At 58.9% G+C, this 18,822-nt stretch carries 19 protein-coding genes; 18 read left to right on the top strand and 1 reads right to left on the bottom strand.

Going from position 1 to position 18,822, the window contains the following annotated elements; genetic code table 11:
• Nucleotides 1-51: 51 nt before the first annotated feature.
• The 10 genes from RV045_RS12230 to RV045_RS12275 all read left to right on the top strand — a co-directional run bounded on the left by RV045_RS12230 (nt 52) and on the right by RV045_RS12275 (nt 10,984).
• Entirely contained in the window at nt 52-1,158 is a 1,107-nt protein-coding gene (locus RV045_RS12230; RefSeq protein ID WP_423236072.1) for an ABC transporter substrate-binding protein, read from the top strand.
• A gap of 10 nt (nt 1,159-1,168) precedes the next feature.
• On the top strand, nt 1,169-2,212 hold the full coding sequence (locus RV045_RS12235) for a 4-hydroxythreonine-4-phosphate dehydrogenase PdxA (RefSeq protein ID WP_423236073.1): 1,044 nt from the start codon (nt 1,169-1,171) through the stop codon (nt 2,210-2,212).
• A 62-nt stretch (nt 2,213-2,274) separates the two neighbouring features.
• Complete coding sequence (locus RV045_RS12240) at nt 2,275-3,471, top strand: L-rhamnonate dehydratase (protein ID WP_423236074.1); 1,197 nt, start codon at nt 2,275-2,277, stop codon at nt 3,469-3,471.
• Nucleotides 3,472-3,479: 8 nt separating this feature from the next.
• Entirely contained in the window at nt 3,480-4,409 is a 930-nt protein-coding gene (locus RV045_RS12245) for a dihydrodipicolinate synthase family protein (protein WP_423236075.1), read from the top strand.
• Between the two features lie 21 nt (nt 4,410-4,430).
• Nucleotides 4,431-5,186 (top strand): cytochrome b561 domain-containing protein, encoded by a 756-nt coding sequence (locus tag RV045_RS12250; protein ID WP_423236076.1) that lies wholly within the window; start codon nt 4,431-4,433, stop codon nt 5,184-5,186.
• A 72-nt stretch (nt 5,187-5,258) separates the two neighbouring features.
• Nucleotides 5,259-6,398 (top strand): ABC transporter ATP-binding protein, encoded by a 1,140-nt coding sequence (locus RV045_RS12255; RefSeq protein WP_423236102.1) that lies wholly within the window; start codon nt 5,259-5,261, stop codon nt 6,396-6,398.
• Nucleotides 6,399-6,449: 51 nt separating this feature from the next.
• Nucleotides 6,450-7,793: an ABC transporter substrate-binding protein gene (locus RV045_RS12260; RefSeq protein WP_423236077.1), complete on the top strand. Its 1,344-nt coding sequence runs from the start codon at nt 6,450-6,452 to the stop codon at nt 7,791-7,793.
• 3 nt (nt 7,794-7,796) lie between these two features.
• Nucleotides 7,797-8,678, top strand: a complete 882-nt coding sequence (locus RV045_RS12265; RefSeq protein ID WP_423236078.1) for a carbohydrate ABC transporter permease — start codon at nt 7,797-7,799, stop codon at nt 8,676-8,678.
• Nucleotides 8,675-9,499: a carbohydrate ABC transporter permease gene (locus tag RV045_RS12270; protein ID WP_423236079.1), complete on the top strand. Its 825-nt coding sequence runs from the start codon at nt 8,675-8,677 to the stop codon at nt 9,497-9,499. The genes RV045_RS12265 and RV045_RS12270 overlap by 4 nt, the downstream gene beginning before the upstream one ends.
• A gap of 33 nt (nt 9,500-9,532) precedes the next feature.
• A complete protein-coding gene (locus RV045_RS12275) occupies nt 9,533-10,984 on the top strand; it encodes an aldehyde dehydrogenase family protein (protein WP_423236080.1) in 1,452 nt (483 codons plus the stop codon).
• On the opposite strand, the gene RV045_RS12280 is transcribed toward RV045_RS12275, so the two are convergent.
• Nucleotides 10,974-12,017: a hypothetical protein gene (locus RV045_RS12280; protein ID WP_423236081.1), complete on the bottom strand. Its 1,044-nt coding sequence runs from the start codon at nt 12,015-12,017 to the stop codon at nt 10,974-10,976. The two genes, RV045_RS12275 and RV045_RS12280, sit on opposite strands and share 11 nt — an antisense overlap.
• Before the next feature lie 306 nt (nt 12,018-12,323).
• On the opposite strand from RV045_RS12280, the gene RV045_RS12285 reads away from it, so the two are divergent.
• The 8 genes from RV045_RS12285 to folK all read left to right on the top strand — a co-directional run bounded on the left by RV045_RS12285 (nt 12,324) and on the right by folK (nt 18,816).
• A complete protein-coding gene (locus tag RV045_RS12285) occupies nt 12,324-12,554 on the top strand; it encodes a hypothetical protein (protein WP_423236082.1) in 231 nt (76 codons plus the stop codon).
• 39 nt (nt 12,555-12,593) lie between these two features.
• Nucleotides 12,594-12,962, top strand: coding sequence for a hypothetical protein (locus RV045_RS12290; protein ID WP_423236083.1), 369 nt, complete (start codon nt 12,594-12,596; stop codon nt 12,960-12,962).
• Nucleotides 12,959-13,768: a hypothetical protein gene (locus RV045_RS12295; RefSeq protein ID WP_423236084.1), complete on the top strand. Its 810-nt coding sequence runs from the start codon at nt 12,959-12,961 to the stop codon at nt 13,766-13,768. The genes RV045_RS12290 and RV045_RS12295 overlap by 4 nt, the downstream gene beginning before the upstream one ends.
• 35 nt (nt 13,769-13,803) lie before the next feature.
• Nucleotides 13,804-13,986, top strand: a complete 183-nt coding sequence (locus RV045_RS12300) for a hypothetical protein (RefSeq protein WP_423236103.1) — start codon at nt 13,804-13,806, stop codon at nt 13,984-13,986.
• A gap of 787 nt (nt 13,987-14,773) precedes the next feature.
• Nucleotides 14,774-15,694: a hypothetical protein gene (locus RV045_RS12305; protein WP_423236085.1), complete on the top strand. Its 921-nt coding sequence runs from the start codon at nt 14,774-14,776 to the stop codon at nt 15,692-15,694.
• A 139-nt stretch (nt 15,695-15,833) separates the two neighbouring features.
• Complete coding sequence (locus RV045_RS12310; protein WP_423236086.1) at nt 15,834-16,580, top strand: HAD family hydrolase; 747 nt, start codon at nt 15,834-15,836, stop codon at nt 16,578-16,580.
• On the top strand, nt 16,577-18,208 hold the full coding sequence (pcnB, locus tag RV045_RS12315; protein WP_423236087.1) for a polynucleotide adenylyltransferase PcnB: 1,632 nt from the start codon (nt 16,577-16,579) through the stop codon (nt 18,206-18,208). The genes RV045_RS12310 and pcnB overlap by 4 nt, the downstream gene beginning before the upstream one ends.
• Nucleotides 18,205-18,816: a 2-amino-4-hydroxy-6-hydroxymethyldihydropteridine diphosphokinase gene (gene folK, locus RV045_RS12320; protein WP_423236088.1), complete on the top strand. Its 612-nt coding sequence runs from the start codon at nt 18,205-18,207 to the stop codon at nt 18,814-18,816. Before pcnB ends, folK begins: the two co-directional genes overlap by 4 nt.
• The last annotated feature ends 6 nt before the right edge of the window (nt 18,817-18,822 follow it).

The following is an 18,822-nucleotide window of genomic DNA, read 5'->3' on the forward strand; positions in this document are numbered from 1 at the left end:
CCTTTTCCCACGGCTGACCATAAACCACCTTTTTACTATCTGGAGACTGTCATGAACCTGTTCCGTCGCAGCACTTTTGCCCTGCTGGCCCTTGCGGCTCTGGGCGCCACCAGCCTGGCCCGGGCCGATGATTTTGTTGATCAGGCCAAAAAGAAAGTCGAGGCCGCAGCGGCCCCAGCCGACAAGTGGGACGGGCCCACCAGCGGCCCCAAGGCCCAGCCCGGTAAAACCCTGGCCTTTGTGGCGGCTGACCTGAAGAATGGCGGCATCCTGGGGGTGTCCAAAGGCGTGGAAGAGGCGGCCAAAGCCATAGGCTGGCAAGTCCGCGTCATCGACGGACAGGGCACAGTCAGCGGCCGTACGGCAGCGCTCAACCAGGCGCTGGCGCTGAAACCGGCGGGCATCGTGATCGGTGGCTTTGACACCACCGAACAGAAAGCGGCTCTGGCCAACGCCGCCAAATCAAACACGCCGCTGGTGGGCTGGCACGCGGGCGATAAAACCGGCCCCAATCCCGAAGCGGGGCTGTTTGCCAACATCACCACCACGCCCGACAGCGTGTCGGAGGCTGCTGCGCTATGGGCAGTCGCGGATTCGAATGGCAAAGCCGGAGTGGTGATTTTCACCGACAGCCAGTACTCGATCGCGGTTTACAAGGCGCGCGCCATGGAGGCCGTGATCAAGAAATGCGGGGGCTGCACAGTGCTGGCTTTTGAAGACAGTCCGATCTCGGAGAGCTCCACCCGCATGCCCCAGCTGACGACCTCGCTGCTGCAGCGCTTTGGCAGCCGCTGGACCCACTCTCTGGCCATCAACGACCTGTACTTCGATTTCATGGGCCCGGCCTTGCAGGCGGCGGGCAAAAAGGGCACGGACGAGCCCAAAGCCATGTCGGCAGGCGATGGCTCGGAAGCGGCTTACCAGCGCATCCGGACAGGACGCTACCAGGCCGGGACGGTCCCTGAGCCGCTCAACATGCAAGGCTGGCAGATCGTCGACGAAATGAACCGCGCATTGAGTAAGCAACCGTGGTCGGGCTATGTGCCCAAAGTCCATCTGGTTCTGCAGAAGAACGTTGGCCTGGACGGCGGCGCCCGCAATGTTTTTGATCCGGACAACGGCTACCGCGACCAGTACCGCCGCATTTGGGGCAAGTAAGGACAGCATGATGAACACATCCCTGAATGAGCGGCCCGTTGTGGCCTTGACCCTGGGCGATCCGGCCGGCATTGGCGCTGAACTGATCGCGCGTCTGATGGCCCAGAACGAACTGATGCAGCAGGCCAGCGTGGTCCTGGTGGGCGATCCGTGGCTGTGGGAGGCGGGTCAGCGCGTGGCTGGCGTGCACGTGGCGACCACCCCGGTCGCCGCGCTGGCGGACGTGCGCGGCCGCGCGGCGGGTCAGCCTCCCGCTTTTCTGGCTGTGGACACGATCCAGCCCGCGGAGGTCCACACCGGTCAGGCAGAGGCGCCGGGAGGCGCTTCTGTGCTGAAGGTGCTGGATCTGTGCATGGATGCCGCCCGCTCCCGCGACATTGATGCCATCTGCTTTGCGCCCCTCAACAAGCAGGCCATGAAGATGGGCGGTCTCAAGCACGAGGACGAACTCCACCACTTTGCCCAGCATCTGGGGGTCACTGGCTACTTCTGCGAGTTCAACACCCTGGGCGGGCTGTGGACGGCGCGCATCTCCTCGCACGTGCCGCTGCGCGATGTGGCGCAGTACCTGACTCAGGACCGCATCATCGCGGCGGCCACGCTGATTTACCGCTCGCTGCAGGCGAACGGCACCGAAAAACCGCGGGTGGCTGTGGCGGGGTTCAACCCCCACAACGGCGACGGCGGAACCTGCGGACGCGAGGAAATCGACATCATCGCACCAGCCGTTGCGGCGCTCCAGGCGCAGGGTATGGCGGTTGAAGGACCTTACCCTGCCGACACCATTTTCCTGCGTGCCCGCGAGGGGCAGCTGGACGCCATCGTCACCCTGTATCACGACCAGGGCCAGATCGCCATCAAGCTGCTGGGTTTCAGCCAGGGGGTGACCGTCCAGGGCGGCCTGCCCATTCCCATCACCACCCCGGCACACGGCACCGCCTACGACATCGCCGGTCAGGGACGCGCGAACGTGGACGCCACAGCCAACGCCTTCCGGATTGCCTGCCGCATGGGGCGGACCTATCGCGACGGCAAGACCCTGTTTGGCGGATGACCCCGCTGCCCCTGTCCTGATCCCTGCCGATCGGCCCCTTTATTTTCCTGAAAGGAAAAATCATGCGTATCACCTCTGTCCGTGCCCGCGTCTTTGAATGGAAAGGCAAGACGGTTCCACCGCAGGGCAATTTCTGCTCCAACGCGATGGATCTGGTGTATGACAACCGCAAAAACCAGCATGCGTCCGGCCAGGACACCATGAACACCTTCCGGTTTCATGGCTGGACGGTGGTCGAAATTGAAACCGATACTGGCCTGACAGGCCTTGGTAATGTCGCATTGGCCCCCAAAATTGCCAAAGCCATCATTGATGAGTATCTGACGCCGCTGCTCATGGGACAGGATCCGTGGGATTACGAATACCTCAACCAGCGCATGTACCGTGCAACGCACGCCTGGGGCCGCAAAGGGGTGGGCATGGCGGCCATTTCGGCGGTTGATATTGCAATCTGGGACATTCTGGGAAAAAGTGTCAACCAGCCCGTTTTCAAGTTGCTGGGTGGGCGGACCAAGGAGAAAATCCCCTGCTATTACAGCAAGCTGTACCGGACTGACCTGAAAGAGATGCAGGCCGAGGCCCAGAAATTTGTGGATCAGGGCTTCCGTGCCTTCAAGATGCGTTTCGGCTATGGCCCTGCGCATGGACAGCAGGGGGTGGTTGAAAATCTGAAATCCGTGGAAGCCGTCCGCGAAGTCATCGGGTACGACAATGATCTGATGCTTGAATGCTATATGGGCTGGAACCTGGAATACGCCAAGCGCATGCTGCCCAAACTGGCCAAATACCAGCCCCGCTGGCTGGAAGAGCCCGTGATTGCGGATGACATCGACGGTTACGCCGAGCTCAGCGCCATGAATATCATGCCGATTTCGGGCGGCGAGCACGAATTCAGTCTCTACGGTTTCAAGCAGCTGCTGGAACGCAAGGCCGTGGGTGTGGTGCAATATGACACCAACCGCGTGGGCGGCATCACCATGGCCCACAAAATCAATGCGCTGTGCGAGGCCTACAGCGTGCCGGTGATTCCCCATGCCGGTCAGATGCACAACTACCACCTGACCATGAGCAGTCTCAACTGCCCGATGAGTGAATATTTCCCGATGTTTGATGTCGAGGTGGGAAATGAGCTCTTCTACTACATTTTTGAGGGTGAGCCGGTCGCAGAAAACGGTTTCCTGCAGTTGCGCGACGATGTTCCGGGTCTTGGCTTGACGCTTAAGACAGAGTTCCTTGATCAGTTCGATATTATTGAGTGAGGTCAGATATGCCCGGACTTTCAAACCCGCGCTATCGCGGCATTTTCCCAGTCGTGCCAACCACCTTTCACGAGGATGGTGCGCTGGACCTGGACAGCCAGAAACGCTGCCTCGATTTCATGATCGATTCTGGCGTGGATGGGCTGTGCATACTGGCCAACTTCTCGGAGCAGTTTTCACTGTCGGATGACGAGCGCGAGCTGATCACCCGCACCGCGCTGGAGCACGTGGCGGGGCGGGTGCCCGTGATTGTCACGACGACCCACTACGGCACGGCAGTCTGCGCAGCCCGCAGTCGGCGCGCGCAGGATATGGGCGCGTCCCTGCTCATGATCATGCCGCCCTATCACGGGGCCACCTTCCGCGTGCCTGAACCGCAGATCCATGCGTTTTACGCCCGGGTTTCTGATGCTGTCGATATCCCCATCATGGTTCAGGACGCGCCCGCCAGCGGAACTGTCCTGTCGGCGGCCTTTCTGGCCCGGATGGCGCAGGAGATCGAGCAGCTAGCCTATTTCAAAATTGAAACGCCCGGTGCGGCCAGCAAGCTTCGCGAAATGATCCGGCTGGGCGGCGAGGCCATCGAAGGCCCCTGGGACGGCGAGGAGGCGATCACCTTGCTGGCGGATCTGGACGCGGGCGCCACCGGCGCCATGACGGGCGGGGCGTTTGCGGACGGCATACGTCCCATCCTTGTGGCACATCGTGACGGTCAGCGCGACCAGGCGTTTGAGCTCTACCAGAAGTGGCTGCCGCTGATCAACCATGAAAACCGCCAGGGCGGCATCCTGACGGCCAAGGCCCTGATGAAAGAAGGGGGCGTGATCGCCTGTGAGGCGGGTCGTCACCCCTTCCCGCCCATGCACCCCGAGGTACGCGCGCAACTGATCGACATCGCCCGCCGGCTGGACCCGCTGGTTCTGCGGTGGGGTCGCTGAGTCAGGAGGCCGGGGCCCGCCATGGACAGCTTCAAAACGCTCCCGGCAGCGCTGGTGAGCTGGCTGCTGCTGCCTCTGAGCGGGCTGTCTGACCATGCGCTGGATCCGGCGGTCTACTGGCATGCCCGTCTGATGGTGCTGGCCTGGGGTGTGGGACTGCCGTGCGGCGTTCTGGTCGCCCGGTTTTTCAAAGTGTGGCCGGGTCAGGACTGGCCCCGGGAGCTGGACAGGCCCACGTGGTGGCGAATTCATCTGCTGGGGCAGATTGCATCGCTGGTTCTGGCTGTCGTGGCACTGGCCCTTGTCCTGGCCGGGGGGCCAGTGCTGACTCAGGAGAAGCAGACGGTGCTGCTGCGCGCGCACACCCTGATGGGCTGGACAGTCATGACACTGGGCGGTCTGCAGGCCTTGGGGGGGCTGCTGCGGGGCAGCAAAGGCGGGCCGACCGCCCCGCAGATGCGGGGAGATCACTTTGACATGACGCCTCGTCGCGTCTGGTTCGAGCGCTTGCACAAGTCACTGGGCTGGCTGGCCATTCTGCTGGCCCAGCTGACGATTTTCATGGGTCTGGTGACTGTCGATGCACCCCGATGGATGGTTCTGACCCTGGCGACCTGGTGGTTTGTGCTGCTTGCGCTGTTCGCCGGGTGGCAGCGCCAGCAGCGGTGCATCGACACCTACCAGGCCATCTGGGGGCGCACCCCTGATCTGCCCGGCCTGAAACGCCCGCCGATCGGCTGGGGGATCAAACGCTACCCGGTGGACCCAGCGCCCTGATTTTTACGGATTGTTCAGGAGAGAAACATGTTGGAGACAGTCGCCAGGCCCCAGACCGGACAGGCCTCAAGGATGGGGCGAGACAGCCCCCAAACCACCGGGCTCAGTTTGCGCGGGGTGCAGAAGAGCTTTGGCACAGTCCGGGTTGTTCACGACCTCGATCTGGACATCGGTACGGGGGAGTTTGTCGTTCTGCTGGGTGAGTCCGGGTGCGGCAAATCGACGACGCTGCGCATGATTGCCGGCCTTGAATCAGTCAGTGCAGGGCGCATTGAAATCGGAGGCCGCGATGTGACGCAGGCCGCCCCGATGCACCGTGACATTGCCATGGTATTCCAGAACTATGCGCTGTACCCGCACATGGATGTGGCCCAGAACATGGGTTTTGCGCTGAGTCTGGCGGGGGTGTCGACCTCGGAAATTAACCGCCGGGTGAATGAGGCGGCCCGGATTCTGAGCATCGAGCATCTGCTCCAGCGCAAGCCCAAAGAGCTGTCAGGCGGTCAGCGCCAGCGGGTCGCGATTGGGCGGGCCATTGTGCGCGAACCGGCGGTCTTTCTATTCGATGAGCCGCTGTCCAATCTGGATGCCAAGCTGCGGGCGCAGATGCGAACCGAACTGTCGCTGTTGCACGAACGCCTGGGAAAAACCACGGTGTATGTCACGCATGATCAGGTTGAAGCGATGACTTTGGCCAGCCGTATCGTGATTTTTGATCGGGGTCAGATTCAGCAGGTGGGCACACCGAACGAGGTATTCAATCAGCCCGCTAATCTGTTTGTGGCCGGGTTTATTGGCTCACCCAGCATGAATCTTCTGTCCGGACAGATTGAATCTGTAGACGGCACAAAACTGTTCCGATCGAGCGGATTTTCCTGTCCCGTGCCCTTGGTCGTGGATGCGCATCATGGTGCCACCTCTGAGTGGGTGGCTGGGATCAGGCCGCAATCCTGGCGTTTGTGCAGTGCGGATGTACCACGGGATTCTTCTGCGGGTGAACTCGCAGTGCATGTCGATGTCATTGAGTATCTGGGGACAGAGTCTGTGCTGGTCGGTCAGCTTGCGACTGCAGACGGGAAAACCCAGCGTTTGACTGCACAGGTTCCCGGTCAGCGCACGGATCTCTTGCATCAGACCGTGATTTTGCAGGTCGACCCTGCAGAAATACACTGGTTTGATACAAAGACTGGGCTGCGGATCAAGTTAGGCTGATGGGTATTTGATTTTAATTTTTCTTACTAGAGAACACTTTGGGAGACAACCATGAAAAGACGGGCGCTGATTCAATCGATGGGCACTGCAACAGCACTGGGAATCAGTGGGGTGATGTTGCCCAGCCTCGCACGGGCTCAGGATCGCTATGCAAAGTATCGAGGCCAGACTCTGGTCATCAATATACCCGCGCATCCACATTACGATGCCATGCTGAAGCTGCTCCCCGAATTTACGCGTGAAACAGGGATTAAAGTTGAGGTGGATAAGCTGGCGATGGCGCGCCTGAAAGACAAGCAGCTGCTGGAAATGTCCAAGCCCCAAGGGGATTACGACATGATCAGTTATGTGGTGATGTGGAAAAGTGAGTACGTCAAGAAAAATCTGCTCCGTCCCCTGGAGCCATTCTTTAAAAATACGACCTTGGCCGACCCGCAGTACGACCGTGCCGATCTGGTGCCGCGTTATGTCGAGAACATTGGTCTGGTCGGTGGGCCCAAGGGCTACCTGCCCGGACCAGGAGCGCAGCTGTATGGATTGCCTTATGGTGCGGAGACCTCCATTCTGGCATATCGCCGTGATATTTTTGAAAAAACCGGGCTCAAGCCTCCCGCGACTTATGCTGAACTAGAGCAGTTGCTGCCTGTTTTGAAAGAAAAGGCGGGCATGGGTGCCATGACGTCCCGGGGCCAAGCGGGTCACCAGTGTGTTCATGCATGGCTTCTGCATCTGAATCCGCTGGGTGGACATATTTTTGATGATCACTGGAAGCCGCGCTTCAATGACGCCGTGGGGGTCAAGGCACTGAATTTGCTCAAGCTCATCTCCGACACGGGTCCGGTCGGAATACCGGGTTATGGGCAGGGTGAAATGATCACTTCCTTCTTGCAGGGGCAGTCGGCGATGTATCTGGATTCATCGCTGATTTTTGGTCAGGTGAACGACGCATCGAAATCACGGATTTCCGGCAAGGTCAGTTACCTGCTCCATCCGAAAGGCGTGCGCTATTCGTCGCAGTCTGGCGGCTTGGGTTTGGCTATTCCCCGAAATGCCAGGAATGCGGATGCGGCTTTTCTATTGATGCAGTGGCTGACCAGTAAAGCACAGGACAAAGCGGTATGTCGGCTGGGTGGAGTTCCTTCCCGCATGTCCACCATGATGGATCGTGACATGGTGCGGATGTACCCCGAATACATCATGCTGGCCGAGCAGATTCGCTATTCGGATCCGGATTGGCGCCCCATTATTGCCGAGTGGGATGAGATCAATATTCAGGCCTTGGGCGTTGCCATTTCGGAGGCTTTGACGGGCAAGAAAGGAGCTGCCGAGGCACTGAATGGCATGGTTCCCAAGGTGACGGACATCATGGTCCGCGGTGGTTACCTGAAGGCCTGAGTCATGCGCACCCCCACCTGGATCTCATGGGCCTATGTTGGTCCTGCGGCTGTCATCATGGCGCTGGCCTGCCTGCTGCCTCTGCTTTCGGCGCTTCAGCTCGGGTTTTACGACTGGAGTATGGGAACCCCCTGGAGCGAAGCGCGCTGGGTGGGGTGGCAGGCGTTTGGGACGGCGTTGGGTGACCCGGCGGTATGGCGCTCACTGTGGACCACACTGCTGTTTGCTGCCATTTGCGTGACGGCTGAAATGGTTCTGGGGACTGCTCTGGCTTTGGCCCTTGAAGGCCGGGTTCGGGGCATGGCTGTCTACCGGACGCTTTTCATCCTTCCCATGATGATGGCGCCTATCGCTGTTGGACTGATTTGGCGCTATCTGTTTGATGCGCAGTTTGGCCCTCTGAATGCACTGCTTGGCGCTGTTGGATTGGCGCCCGTGGGCTGGCTGTCGCAGGAAGAGACTGCTTTTGCGGCCATTATTATTGCGGACATCTGGCAGTGGACTCCATTTGTTTTTATCATGATGATCGCAGGCCTCGCGGGCCTGGATTCATCGGTGGTGGAAGCTGCCCGAATTGACGGAGCCCGCTGGTATCAGGTGATCTGGCGCGTCAAGCTGCCCATGGTGCGTAATGTCATCATGATCACGCTTCTCATGCGCTTGATTGATGCGTTCCGTGTTTTGGAGGTTATTTATATTCTGACTTTTGGCGGCCCGGGTGACAGCACGGAGATTCTCTCCATGCACATTTATAAAACGGCATTTATTGGTCAGCATCTGGGGGCCGCATCCGCTGTTTCAGTGCTGTTGCTGATTGTGGTCGCAGGGCTGTCTTTTGCGGCACTTCGCTTGGCCAATCCATTTGCTGCTGAGGAGCGGGCATGAATACGCATCCTGCAGTTGCTTTACTGAGACAGCTGGCGCTGGTGATTCTCGCTGCACTGTGTATTGGTCCGATTGTCCTGATGGTAGCGACTTCGTTCAAAGTGCAGAACCAGATTTTCAGTACTGCACTCAACTTCCTTTTTGTGCCAACTCTGGACAACTATCGGGATGTTCTGAACGAGGGGGGCTTTACGCGTTATCTCGGCAACAGTCTTTTCGTCGGAATTATTTCTACAGTAATTACTGTTTTTCTGGGTTGCATGGCGGCATACGGTTTGGCTCGCTTCCGGTTTCATGGCCGAAGTACACTGGCCTACACCAGCCTGCTGCTGCGCACGGTTCCGCTGGCCGTTCTGGCTGTTCCGGTTTACAGGCTCTGGAGTGAAGTCGGGCTGGTCAATTCCCTGTGGGGTTTGGTTCTGCTGTACGTGGCTGTTAACCTGCCTTTCACAATTTGGCTGCTGTATGGTTTTGTCCAGCAAGTTCCACATGAGCTTGAGGAAGCTGCGGCCATTGATGGTTGTGGGCCTTTACGGGTTTTCTACAAAGTGGTCTTGCCGTTGATCCGGCCCGGGCTTGCGGCCGCAGCAATTTTCACATTCCGGATTGCGTGGAATGAGTTCATTCTGGCATTGGTTCTCAGTGACCGGGCCACGCGAACCTTGCCTGTTGCAGCATCGCTGTACATCACGGATATGGGTGTCGAGTGGGGCAAAGTGATGGCCTTGGGAACACTGATTGCTGTTCCGCCGCTAATTTTTACATTCATTGCGGCTCGACAGATTATTACAGGGCTCACGGCAGGTGCCGTTAAAGGCTAATAATTTTCAACGAATCATATGCAAAGGTCAATCATGAGTCAGCAATACGCCAATCTTATCAATGGCGAATGGGTCGCCAGCACGGAGTCTTCGATAAATATCAACCCTTCGCATCTGAGCGATATTATCGGCGAGTATGCACAAGGAAATGCACAGGCTCTTGGCAACGCCGTCCTGGCCGCCCGAGCAGCGTTTCCTGCCTGGTCAACCAGTGGGGTTCAGGCAAGAGCAGATGCGCTCGAGCGAATTGCGAATGAAATTCTCGCCCGTCGCGAAGAGCTGGGTGAGCTGCTGTCCCGTGAAGAGGGAAAAACACGGGTTGAAGGAATTGGTGAGGTGACACGGGCAGGGCAGATATTCAGATTTTTTTCAGGTGAATGTCTGAGGCTGGCGGGTGAGGTTCTGCCTTCGGTGCGACCGGGCATTGGCATCGAGGTCACGCGTGAACCTGTGGGGGTTGTCGGCTTGATCACGCCGTGGAATTTTCCGATCGCCATCCCGGCGTGGAAAATTGCTCCTGCATTGGCCTTTGGCAACTGCGTCGTGTTCAAGCCCGCTGATCTGGTGCCTGGTTCAGCATGGGCGCTGTCCGATATCATTCTACGAAGTGGCATTCCCGCTGGTGTCTTTAACCTGGTGATGGGGCGTGGCAGTGTGATCGGAGAGGCAATGGTTAATCATGCTGGCATTGATGCGATCAGTTTCACAGGATCGGTTGGCGTCGGCCGCGCCTTGGCGCTGAAGTGCGTAGCCAGCGGTAAAAAAGTGCAGTTGGAGATGGGCGGTAAAAATCCCCAGATTATTCTGGACGACGCAGACCTCAAACAGGCGGTTGAACTTTCTGTTCAATCGGCGTTTTTCTCGACGGGTCAGCGCTGCACGGCTTCAAGCCGCCTGATTGTTACAGATCATATCCATGACCGGTTTATTGCCGCGGTCAAAGAGCGGCTGGCCAGTCTGAAAGTAGGCGATGCGCTGGCTGCGGGCACCGACATCGGGCCTGTTGTGAGCCGGGCTCAGCTGGATCAGGATCTTCAGTATGTGGATACAGCAACTTCTGAAGGCGCGCAGCTTTTCGTGGGTGGGACCGCTGTGAAATGTCACACGGGAAGTGGCCATGAAGGGTATTTCATGGCCCCTGCGCTCATTGTTGGAACCGATGCGCACCACCGGATCAACCGGGAAGAGGTCTTTGGACCTGTTGCCAGCGTCATTCGCGTCAGGGATTATGAGGAAGCGCTGGCGGTCGCTAACGACACGGAGTTTGGCCTTTCCGCAGGTATTGCGACAAGCAGCCTGAAATATGCCACGCACTTCAAGCGACATGCGCAGGCGGGTATGGTGATGGTTAACCTTCCAACGGCGGGAGTTGATTACCATGTTCCGTTTGGCGGCCGAAAAGGGTCCAGCTATGGGCCGCGTGAGCAAGGGAGTTATGCCAAAGAGTTCTATACCACAGTCAAAACGGCCTATATCATGGGGTAACGTTTGAGACGATAGCTTCCTGCACTGCACCTACACTCTCTGCTGAATCGGGACTGGCTTCAACCGCCCACCTTGCCCCCACAACCACCAACGCCACCACCATCGCCACCGCCAGCGAATGGCCGCAGCTCTCGCTACCGGCAAACGGCATCAACCCGACCCACTGGCGGTAGCTGGACGCTTTTTTCAGCGAGCGGACCTTGATGCATTTCACCGCGCAGTCGGCGAAGACGCCAAGCTCCTTGCGCGGCAGCCTGCTGGTCAGGTGAGCCCCCTCTTCTTTGGGGTCAGCGGCCCGCGTGATGATCTGGGACGCTGACGGGTCCAGGCCCAGCTCGGCCATCAGGCGAAAGAGCCGCTGCAGGTCGGCGGGCTTCGCCGCATGGAAATCCCGGTCGCGCCTGTCATAGCGTCCGATCAGGAAGCGCAGGTCGTCCTGGAGCTGCGCGGCATCGGCGCTGGCCCGCTGATGCGCGCGGACCTTGGAGGTGCATTCGTCTGGACCGGTAAGCGGCAGCACGGCCAAAGACCAGCAGCTCGCCCTATTCCAAGCGGGACACCCGCGCGGCTTCCCTTGCGGTGGCTGCTGCGCGAACAAGGCCCTCGTCGTGGATGTGTAGTGCATGTGTGTGATGGCCGGGCCGATGTGACCAACGAGGCAGGCAATCGCGTAGGACGTTCGTCCCTGCGCGGCATTGCGCGATCCGAAAAGCTGCCCTGTCAGCTTTTCGCTCCGCGACAGGAAGGCGTGCGTCAGTGGAAGATGGGTGAAACGCTCACGCAGCTGCGGCAGTTCGCACGAGCTCAGGTCCAGATCCATCCAGGTGGCAAACGAGTAGCGCGCGTGGTAAAGCCGCAGTTCGCCGTCGCAGGCGATGTGGCGCATGACCCGATGGACATACTCATCCACCTCGGCGCGATCCAGCGTGCCATCTCTGGTGCTCAGCAGACGAGATGTAGCGGGTTCAGTTTTGCGTCTGTTGATCACGAAGCGCTCAAAGCGCTCTTTGAAATGGGGCATCAGGATCGTCAAGCGACAGGATGTGGGTGTCGGCTGGGCTGCTCTTGCGTGCGTTCATCGCGCAAGATGCCGCTATGGCGCAGCGCTGCCGTCTTGCCCGAGCGGATCGGGTTTTCGCCGATGTCCAGCATCAGCTACGTCTGTTTCAGTACGTCCGGCATAGCCTGCGCCTGCCGGGCTTGACTGCTTTGGCTCTGGGGCCGTCGTCTCTTTAAAATTTGGCGCATCTGATGGAATTCATCGCGTAGATTTACTTTTTGGGGGTGGCACAAAGATGCCAGCCGTTGTTAAAGACATCGATAAAGCGAGGGTGTTTAAATGAACTGGTTAGTAGTTTATCGTTTTATCCGTAAGATATTGATTATTGGCGGCGCCTGGCTTGGCGCTGGAATTATTTGGGCCGTCCTGTTGGCTGGCCTTGCACGCTGGTTGTTCGGGCTTGGTGAGCAAAATTCAATTTTATGGGTGGGATTGCCAGTTCTGATTGCATTCTTTCCATTTTGCATTTTTATATTGCCGAGGCATTTGGAAAAAGCGGGGATTTTGTAGCTTTTTGACACAAATGCGGCAGGTGCGCTGCGCGAAGAGGTGACAGATTCTTACTTCAGACGGAATGGATTCACGGCGCTGGACGGCAAGTGTGGCGCGGGGAATAAAAATTGCTTCGATGGGGTTTATGTGAAAAATGGGCAGGTGTACATTAATGAGGTGAAGCCGATTACCGCACGAAATACTATTTCGCTGAGTGATAACTCCACTTCGCCAAACGGCATCCACGTTCAGATGTCGGATCGATGGGTTTTGAATAGGGCCGAAGAATTGATAAAATCAGGTGATCCGGCAAAAATTGAAGCAGGGCGTATGATTATTAATGCGGCCAGAGGTGAGCGATTGGTCAAGATTATTTCAGGAGTTCGGCCTGATGGCGTAACAGTCATAGGGGGCAAACGAATATGAAGCAGCTTTCCCGCGAAGAAAAATTATTTAATATTCTGGAATTTTATAAAAATAACTTATCGAGCGGAATTGATCTGTATTTGAGTGATCAACCTAAGGTCAATAAGGGATTTATTCTTGCTGAGCTTTCTGAGTTTCATGCCAATTTGGCCCTGGAAGAGGGATTTTTAAAAAGCAATTACAAACTGTTTCGACAGAATTTTTATTTGGCATATTTGACTTCGAGTGAGGCCAATAAAAAAGGTTTTGATCCGGAATTTCGCGCCCTTGGGTTTCCGGTACATTATTTTGCTTACGCCCTGCTCTCTGACAGCTCCGACTGTGTTAAGGCGATTTCTGAAGTTGAATTATTTAACAAGGATGATTACAAAGGGTATCATTTTTACTGCCATCTTTTGCAGTTATTGCTAAAAGACGATTTCGAAGCAATACAAGGCTTTTTGGAAAATGGAAAAAAAAGATGCTCAGGAGATTTTCGCAATCAATTAATCGAGGGGAAGGATTTTTTTACACTTATCATTAATCGCGATGTAGCGGGGCTGGAGGCGCATATCGAGGCGCTAGCTCACAAAAAAACCAGCGTCTTAATTGATGGCGAGTTTCTTAACCCATGGGCATCTGTGTGCGCAAAAATTTGCTGGATCAAAGGTATCGAGGTTCAAGTTGATCACCCTTTGGTTCCGATGGACTTGATGCCTGTGCGGCCATTAGATCATTACGAAATTGAGTACGAGTTTTTAAAACCCGGTTGGGAGCCGCCAAAGCAAAGTTTCATGGACAGGATAAAACGGATGGTCAAGCGCTGATCTGACGGTGATCGCCTCTCAGTCTGTCAGGCGACCTGACCGTGCACGGCGGCAGCATCCAATCCGGCGGCGACATTGCGCTCAAGGCCGACAACCGCGTGCGCGTGCTGGACAGCCAGGACGAAACGCAGCAGGGCGGCAGCGACTACGCCAGCACGCAGACCACCACCGGCATTAAGGCAGGCTATGGCACTTTGTTTTTAAAATATCGCGGATGAGCTTTTAAATATTCGAAGAAAAAGAAATGTCGACATGAATCGATGGTGGGATGAATGGTTCGTGCGATGATCAGTGCGATGCAGCGCGCGGACGTAGTGACATTGTCAAAATCGCACAAGATCTACGAGGTGAAATTTAGTAAGCTCCAAAGGCACCCTTTGTCGCTGTGTGGCGCCTCCTTCGGGCAGGTGGAAGAATATTTTAAATTTCTTTAAAGTGCAAAATGAAATCAAGAAATCTACTGTTTTTGTTTGGCATAATGGTTCTGCTGACAGGATGCATATCCGGTCAATGCATGAATGGTCCTTGTGCTTTGGAGCATTCTCGCATTGTTTCGGGAATAAAACCCTATGGCGCTCACTGGATCAAAGAAGGCATGTCAGCTTCGGGGCGTAGAGAGGACTATATTCAGTGCGGCGGAGGTGCTGATTTGCGTGAGGGGTATGGCAAAAAATCTGATGAGTCAGTTGCGGAGTTTTTTAGCGGATTCAATTCGCACGTCGATCAAGTTTTGATATGCATGAAATCAAAAGGGTACACATACATCGAGCAATGTGATGCGCGGTGCATGTATCCATGACTTTTATACAGCGGCGGCAACGAGCAGCAGTTTAGCTGCGACACCATCGTCGTGGCGGCTCAGGTTATGGGCGTTACGAAGGCTTCAGTGCCGAGGCAGGGCAATGTCAATGCGGTGCATTAAGGTTTCAGACTTGGAGGTGAGTGATGCATTGTGATCGTATGGTGATTTCGCCTCGATGGCCTTCCCGTAAAACTTGCGTTAAATTGTTTGAAAAATTCCCCAAGGTGGATCAAGATTTTTATGAAAGGAAAATGATTCGATATGCCTTTAGAAGTTCGCCAGTAGATGAGCTGGATGTTCAGGTGAACATGGTGAAAGTCGTTGAATCAAAGGCGGCTCACTTGGGAAAAGGAAAAGCGCTGGAAGTCCTGTTCTCAGCGCCGGATGATGGTGAATGGTTAAATAAACTTTCCTATTGGTCTGTATACTATTTTGTGGGTGAGCGGCTCAATTTTTTCTGGCATCACAGGTTCAGAATAATATTCCCTGATCGCGGGCTCAACCTTTTCAGCATGACGTCGGTATCCCAGATGATGGCAATTTGTGCCATGCTGGGATGGAAAGAGCAAGCGATCTATCTTGGCTACATGGCACACGCTGGGTTGAACAGAAACTACAAGCTGACCTTGCAGTACAGAGAGGAGCATCGCCGCGCCCAAGCTTTCATGCTTCGACTGTTTTCTGATTGGGTGGGCGATGTTTCGCACGAGTGGCCTTCTTATGGCTATGACGAGCCGATCTACGAAGCCCTGCTGGCCAATTGGCGCAACCCGGATCCCGAGGCATTGGTGCCGTGCCTTCTTGCGGCCTGCGACAGGCACACTCATCAGGCCGGGGGTGGTGGGTCCAAGGTGTTTTACGACTTTGACAGCGAAAACTTCCTGCAGCGCACGCCGATTGAAATCCTTTTCATTTTCCGGCTGCGCGAATGGGAGGGGCTGGAGAACCCTGTGCTAGATCATCCGCTCATGGCCGCTCCGTTCGACAGGCTGCCTCCCGTGCAGCCTGTGCCGGAAATTCCGGAATTGCTCCAGGCCGTGCTGAAGCGTGCCCGGGAAGACTGGCCGCAGTTTGACGAGGTGGTGTCGCTGGAGGCGCTGAAGGCGCCGCCGTCGAGGGTGTGATGGGACTCGCGTCCAGGCCGGTCACGCCAGAGGCCCAGACCGGGGCAGACTGGCTCACTGCTGGCAAACCACCCCCCGCCTCATGGTCTAATGAGCGCTTTGCATCCACTGCCTGGCCGCTGCCGGGCCATCCGCGCGCATGAATCTGGCTCTTTTCGACCTTGACGGCACCCTCATCCCCGGCGACTCCGACCACGCGTTTGGCGAGTTCATGATCGATCTGGGCTGGGTGGACGAGGGCGCCTGGCGCGAGCGCAACAACGCCTTCTTCGCCGACTATCAGCGCGGTGCGCTGGATCTGCCGCGCTACATCGAATTCACCACGTCGGCGTGGCGCTCGCGCACGGCGGCCGAGCAGGACGTGGCGCGCCAGCAGTTCATTGCGCAGCGCATCCGCCCGCAGATCCTGCCGCCCGCCCTGGCGCTGATCGAGAAACACCGCGCCGCAGGCGATCTGATCGCCGTCGTCACTGCCACCAACGAGTTCGTCACCGCGCCCATCGTGGCCGCACTGGAGATCGAGCACCTGCTGGCCGTTCGACTGGTGCGCACGCCGCAGGGCGGCTGGACGGGCCAGATCGACGGTACGCCCACCTACCAGGCGGGCAAAACGGTGCGCGTGACCGAGTGGCTGCAGGCCCAGGGGCGCGACTGGGCCGATTTCGGGCAGACCTGGTTTTACAGCGATTCCATCAACGACGTGCCGCTGCTCGAGCGCGTCTCCCACCCCGTGGCGACCAACCCCTCGGACGCGCTGCGCCGACTGGCGCTGGAGCGCGGCTGGCCGGTGCTGGATCTGTTTGACGACGCCCAGCGCGCCGCCGCCGATCCGCGCCAGGCCGCTGCTGCGGGCGCCGCCACACCGACTGCCGGAGCGCAGGCATGATCCGCCGCCTCATCCAGAAAATCTGGGCCCGTACCACGGCGCCCCCCAAGGTGCGTCACCAGCACCACAAAACCCACGTCGCCCAGGGCAGCCACCGCGTGGACATCCTGCCCGGACAGCATCACATCGACCCGAAACTGGTCGATGCGCGTGCGGTCGATGTCGTCAAGACGCTGCAGCACGGGGGGTTTGAGGCCTTCATCGTCGGCGGCGCCGTGCGCGACCTGCTGTGCGGCCTGACGCCCAAGGATTTCGACGTGGCCACCAACGCCACGCCCGAACAGGTCAAGGCGCTGTTCCGGCGCTCCATGATCATCGGGCGGCGCTTTCGCATCGTTCACGTCATGGTCGGGCGCGGGCGCGATCACGAGGTGATCGAGGTCTCGACCTTCCGCGCCATGGTCGCCGACAGCCCGCCGCCCACGCTCAGCAGCAACCCGCGCCAGGCCTTCCGCCAGCTCGAGGCGCGCGAGCACGCGGTCGATGCCAGCGGGCGCGTGCTGCGCGACAACGTCTGGGGCACGCTGAAAGACGACGCGGCGCGGCGCGATTTCTCCATCAACGCCCTCTACTACGATCCGGTGCGCGGTGTGGTGGTTGATTTTCACGGTGGCTACACCGACGTGCGCGAGCGCCGCCTGCGCATCATCGGCGACGCCGCGCAACGCTACCGTGAAGACCCGGTGCGACTGGTGCGCCTGCTGCGCTTTGCGGCCAAGACGGGCTTCGAGATAGCGCCGGACACGATGGCGCCGGTCCAGGAGTCGCTGCCGCTGCTGGCGGATGTCCCGGCTTCGCGTCTTTTTGACGAGATGATCAAGCTGCTGCAGACCGGTCACGGCCTGGCCAGCGTGGACATGCTGGGGCGCCTGGGCTTTGACGGCGTCTTCCCGGTGCTGGACGCCGCGCTGTCGCAGCGCGATCCGGCCATGACCGAGTTCGTGCGCGCCGCGCTGCGCAACACCGACGAGCGCGTGCGCTCGGGCAAGCCCGTGGTGCCCAGCTTCCTGCTGGCGGCGCTGCTGTGGGGCGACGTGGACAGCGCCTGGCGCAAGCGCCAGCAGCGCGGCGAAAAGCCCGTGCCCGCCCTGCACGATGCCATGGACGCGGTCTTCGATGCGCGCATTGGCGGCATCACCGGACGTGGCAAGCTGGCTGCCGACATGCGCGAAATCTGGGCCATGCAGCCGCGCTTCGAGCGCCGCGTGCCCAGCGTGGCGCGGGGCCTGGTCACACAGAGCCGCTTTCGCGCGGCGGTCGATTTCCTGCGCCTGCGTGGCGCCATCGGCCAGGCCGACCCGGCGCTGGCCGACTGGTGGGAGGCCTACTGGCAGGCCGACGAAGGCCAGCGCGACGCCCTGCTGCACGCTGTGCGCGACACCGCACCGCGCGCGCCCAAGCCCACGCGCAGCCGGGCCGCCAAGGCGCAGGCGGCGCAGGATGCTCCGGGTGAAGAGTCTCCCGCGCCCCGCGGGGCGGTGGCGCCGGACGCCGATCCCTCCGGCAGCGGTGTGGACGACGACGCGCCCTTCGATTCCGGCGCGCCCGTCAAGCGCCGCCGCCGTCGGCGCAAGCCACGCACGGGCGAAGGCGGTGCGGCCCCTTCAGGCCCAGATTCGGGCGCATGACGCCAGACGTTCCGCCTGAGCTGCTGCAGCCGCCCGCACAGGCCGTGCTGGCGCTGGTGGCGCTGGGCGCCAATCTGGGCGATGCCCCCGGCACTCTGGCCCGCGCCGCGCGCGCCATGGCTCTGGACGAAGCGCTTGGCGCCATCGCTCTGTCGCCGCTCTACCGCAGCGCGCCCTGGCAGGCCAGCGGGCCGGATTACGCCAACGCCGTCATCGCGCTGCGAACGACGCTGGCGCCCTGGCCGCTGCTGCAACGCCTGCAGGCGCTAGAACTGCAGCACGGCCGCGATCGCTCGGGGGACGAGATCAACGCCCCGCGCACGCTGGATCTGGATCTGCTGGTCTGGGGCGACGTGCGCAGCGACTGGCCCGCGCTGCAGCTGCCGCACCCGCGTCTGGCCGAGCGGGCCTTTGTCGCCTGGCCGCTGCAGGACCTGCGCCAGGCGAATGACCCGGCGCTGATCGGGCTGGCCTGGCCCGAGGTGGATGTCGCCCGCGTCCAGAGGCAGGGGCGCGACGGGGGCGTGCAGCAATTCCCGTCCAGCCGGGTGAGCTTGGGGGCGCGTGAGATAATCCGCATTCCTTTTGGTCTGCCGCTTTTGGCCTGATGACCC

The sequence above is a fragment of the Amphibiibacter pelophylacis genome (assembly GCF_037688875.1).
Classification (GTDB): domain Bacteria; phylum Pseudomonadota; class Gammaproteobacteria; order Burkholderiales; family Burkholderiaceae_C; genus Amphibiibacter; species Amphibiibacter pelophylacis.

Coding starts and splice junctions, on each gene's coding strand:
- RV045_RS12275 (WP_423236080.1), top strand. CDS start 9,533: ATGAGTCAGCAATACGCCAATCTTATCAATGGCGAATGGGTCGCCAGC.
- RV045_RS12270 (WP_423236079.1), top strand. CDS start 8,675: ATGAATACGCATCCTGCAGTTGCTTTACTGAGACAGCTGGCGCTGGTG.
- RV045_RS12260 (WP_423236077.1), top strand. CDS start 6,450: ATGAAAAGACGGGCGCTGATTCAATCGATGGGCACTGCAACAGCACTG.
- RV045_RS12255 (WP_423236102.1), top strand. CDS start 5,259: ATGGGGCGAGACAGCCCCCAAACCACCGGGCTCAGTTTGCGCGGGGTG.
- RV045_RS12295 (WP_423236084.1), top strand. CDS start 12,959: ATGAAGCAGCTTTCCCGCGAAGAAAAATTATTTAATATTCTGGAATTT.
- RV045_RS12235 (WP_423236073.1), top strand. CDS start 1,169: ATGAACACATCCCTGAATGAGCGGCCCGTTGTGGCCTTGACCCTGGGC.
- folK (WP_423236088.1), top strand. CDS start 18,205: ATGACGCCAGACGTTCCGCCTGAGCTGCTGCAGCCGCCCGCACAGGCC.
- RV045_RS12250 (WP_423236076.1), top strand. CDS start 4,431: ATGGACAGCTTCAAAACGCTCCCGGCAGCGCTGGTGAGCTGGCTGCTG.
- RV045_RS12265 (WP_423236078.1), top strand. CDS start 7,797: ATGCGCACCCCCACCTGGATCTCATGGGCCTATGTTGGTCCTGCGGCT.
- pcnB (WP_423236087.1), top strand. CDS start 16,577: ATGATCCGCCGCCTCATCCAGAAAATCTGGGCCCGTACCACGGCGCCC.
- RV045_RS12230 (WP_423236072.1), top strand. CDS start 52: ATGAACCTGTTCCGTCGCAGCACTTTTGCCCTGCTGGCCCTTGCGGCT.
- RV045_RS12245 (WP_423236075.1), top strand. CDS start 3,480: ATGCCCGGACTTTCAAACCCGCGCTATCGCGGCATTTTCCCAGTCGTG.
- RV045_RS12310 (WP_423236086.1), top strand. CDS start 15,834: ATGAATCTGGCTCTTTTCGACCTTGACGGCACCCTCATCCCCGGCGAC.
- RV045_RS12285 (WP_423236082.1), top strand. CDS start 12,324: ATGAACTGGTTAGTAGTTTATCGTTTTATCCGTAAGATATTGATTATT.
- RV045_RS12240 (WP_423236074.1), top strand. CDS start 2,275: ATGCGTATCACCTCTGTCCGTGCCCGCGTCTTTGAATGGAAAGGCAAG.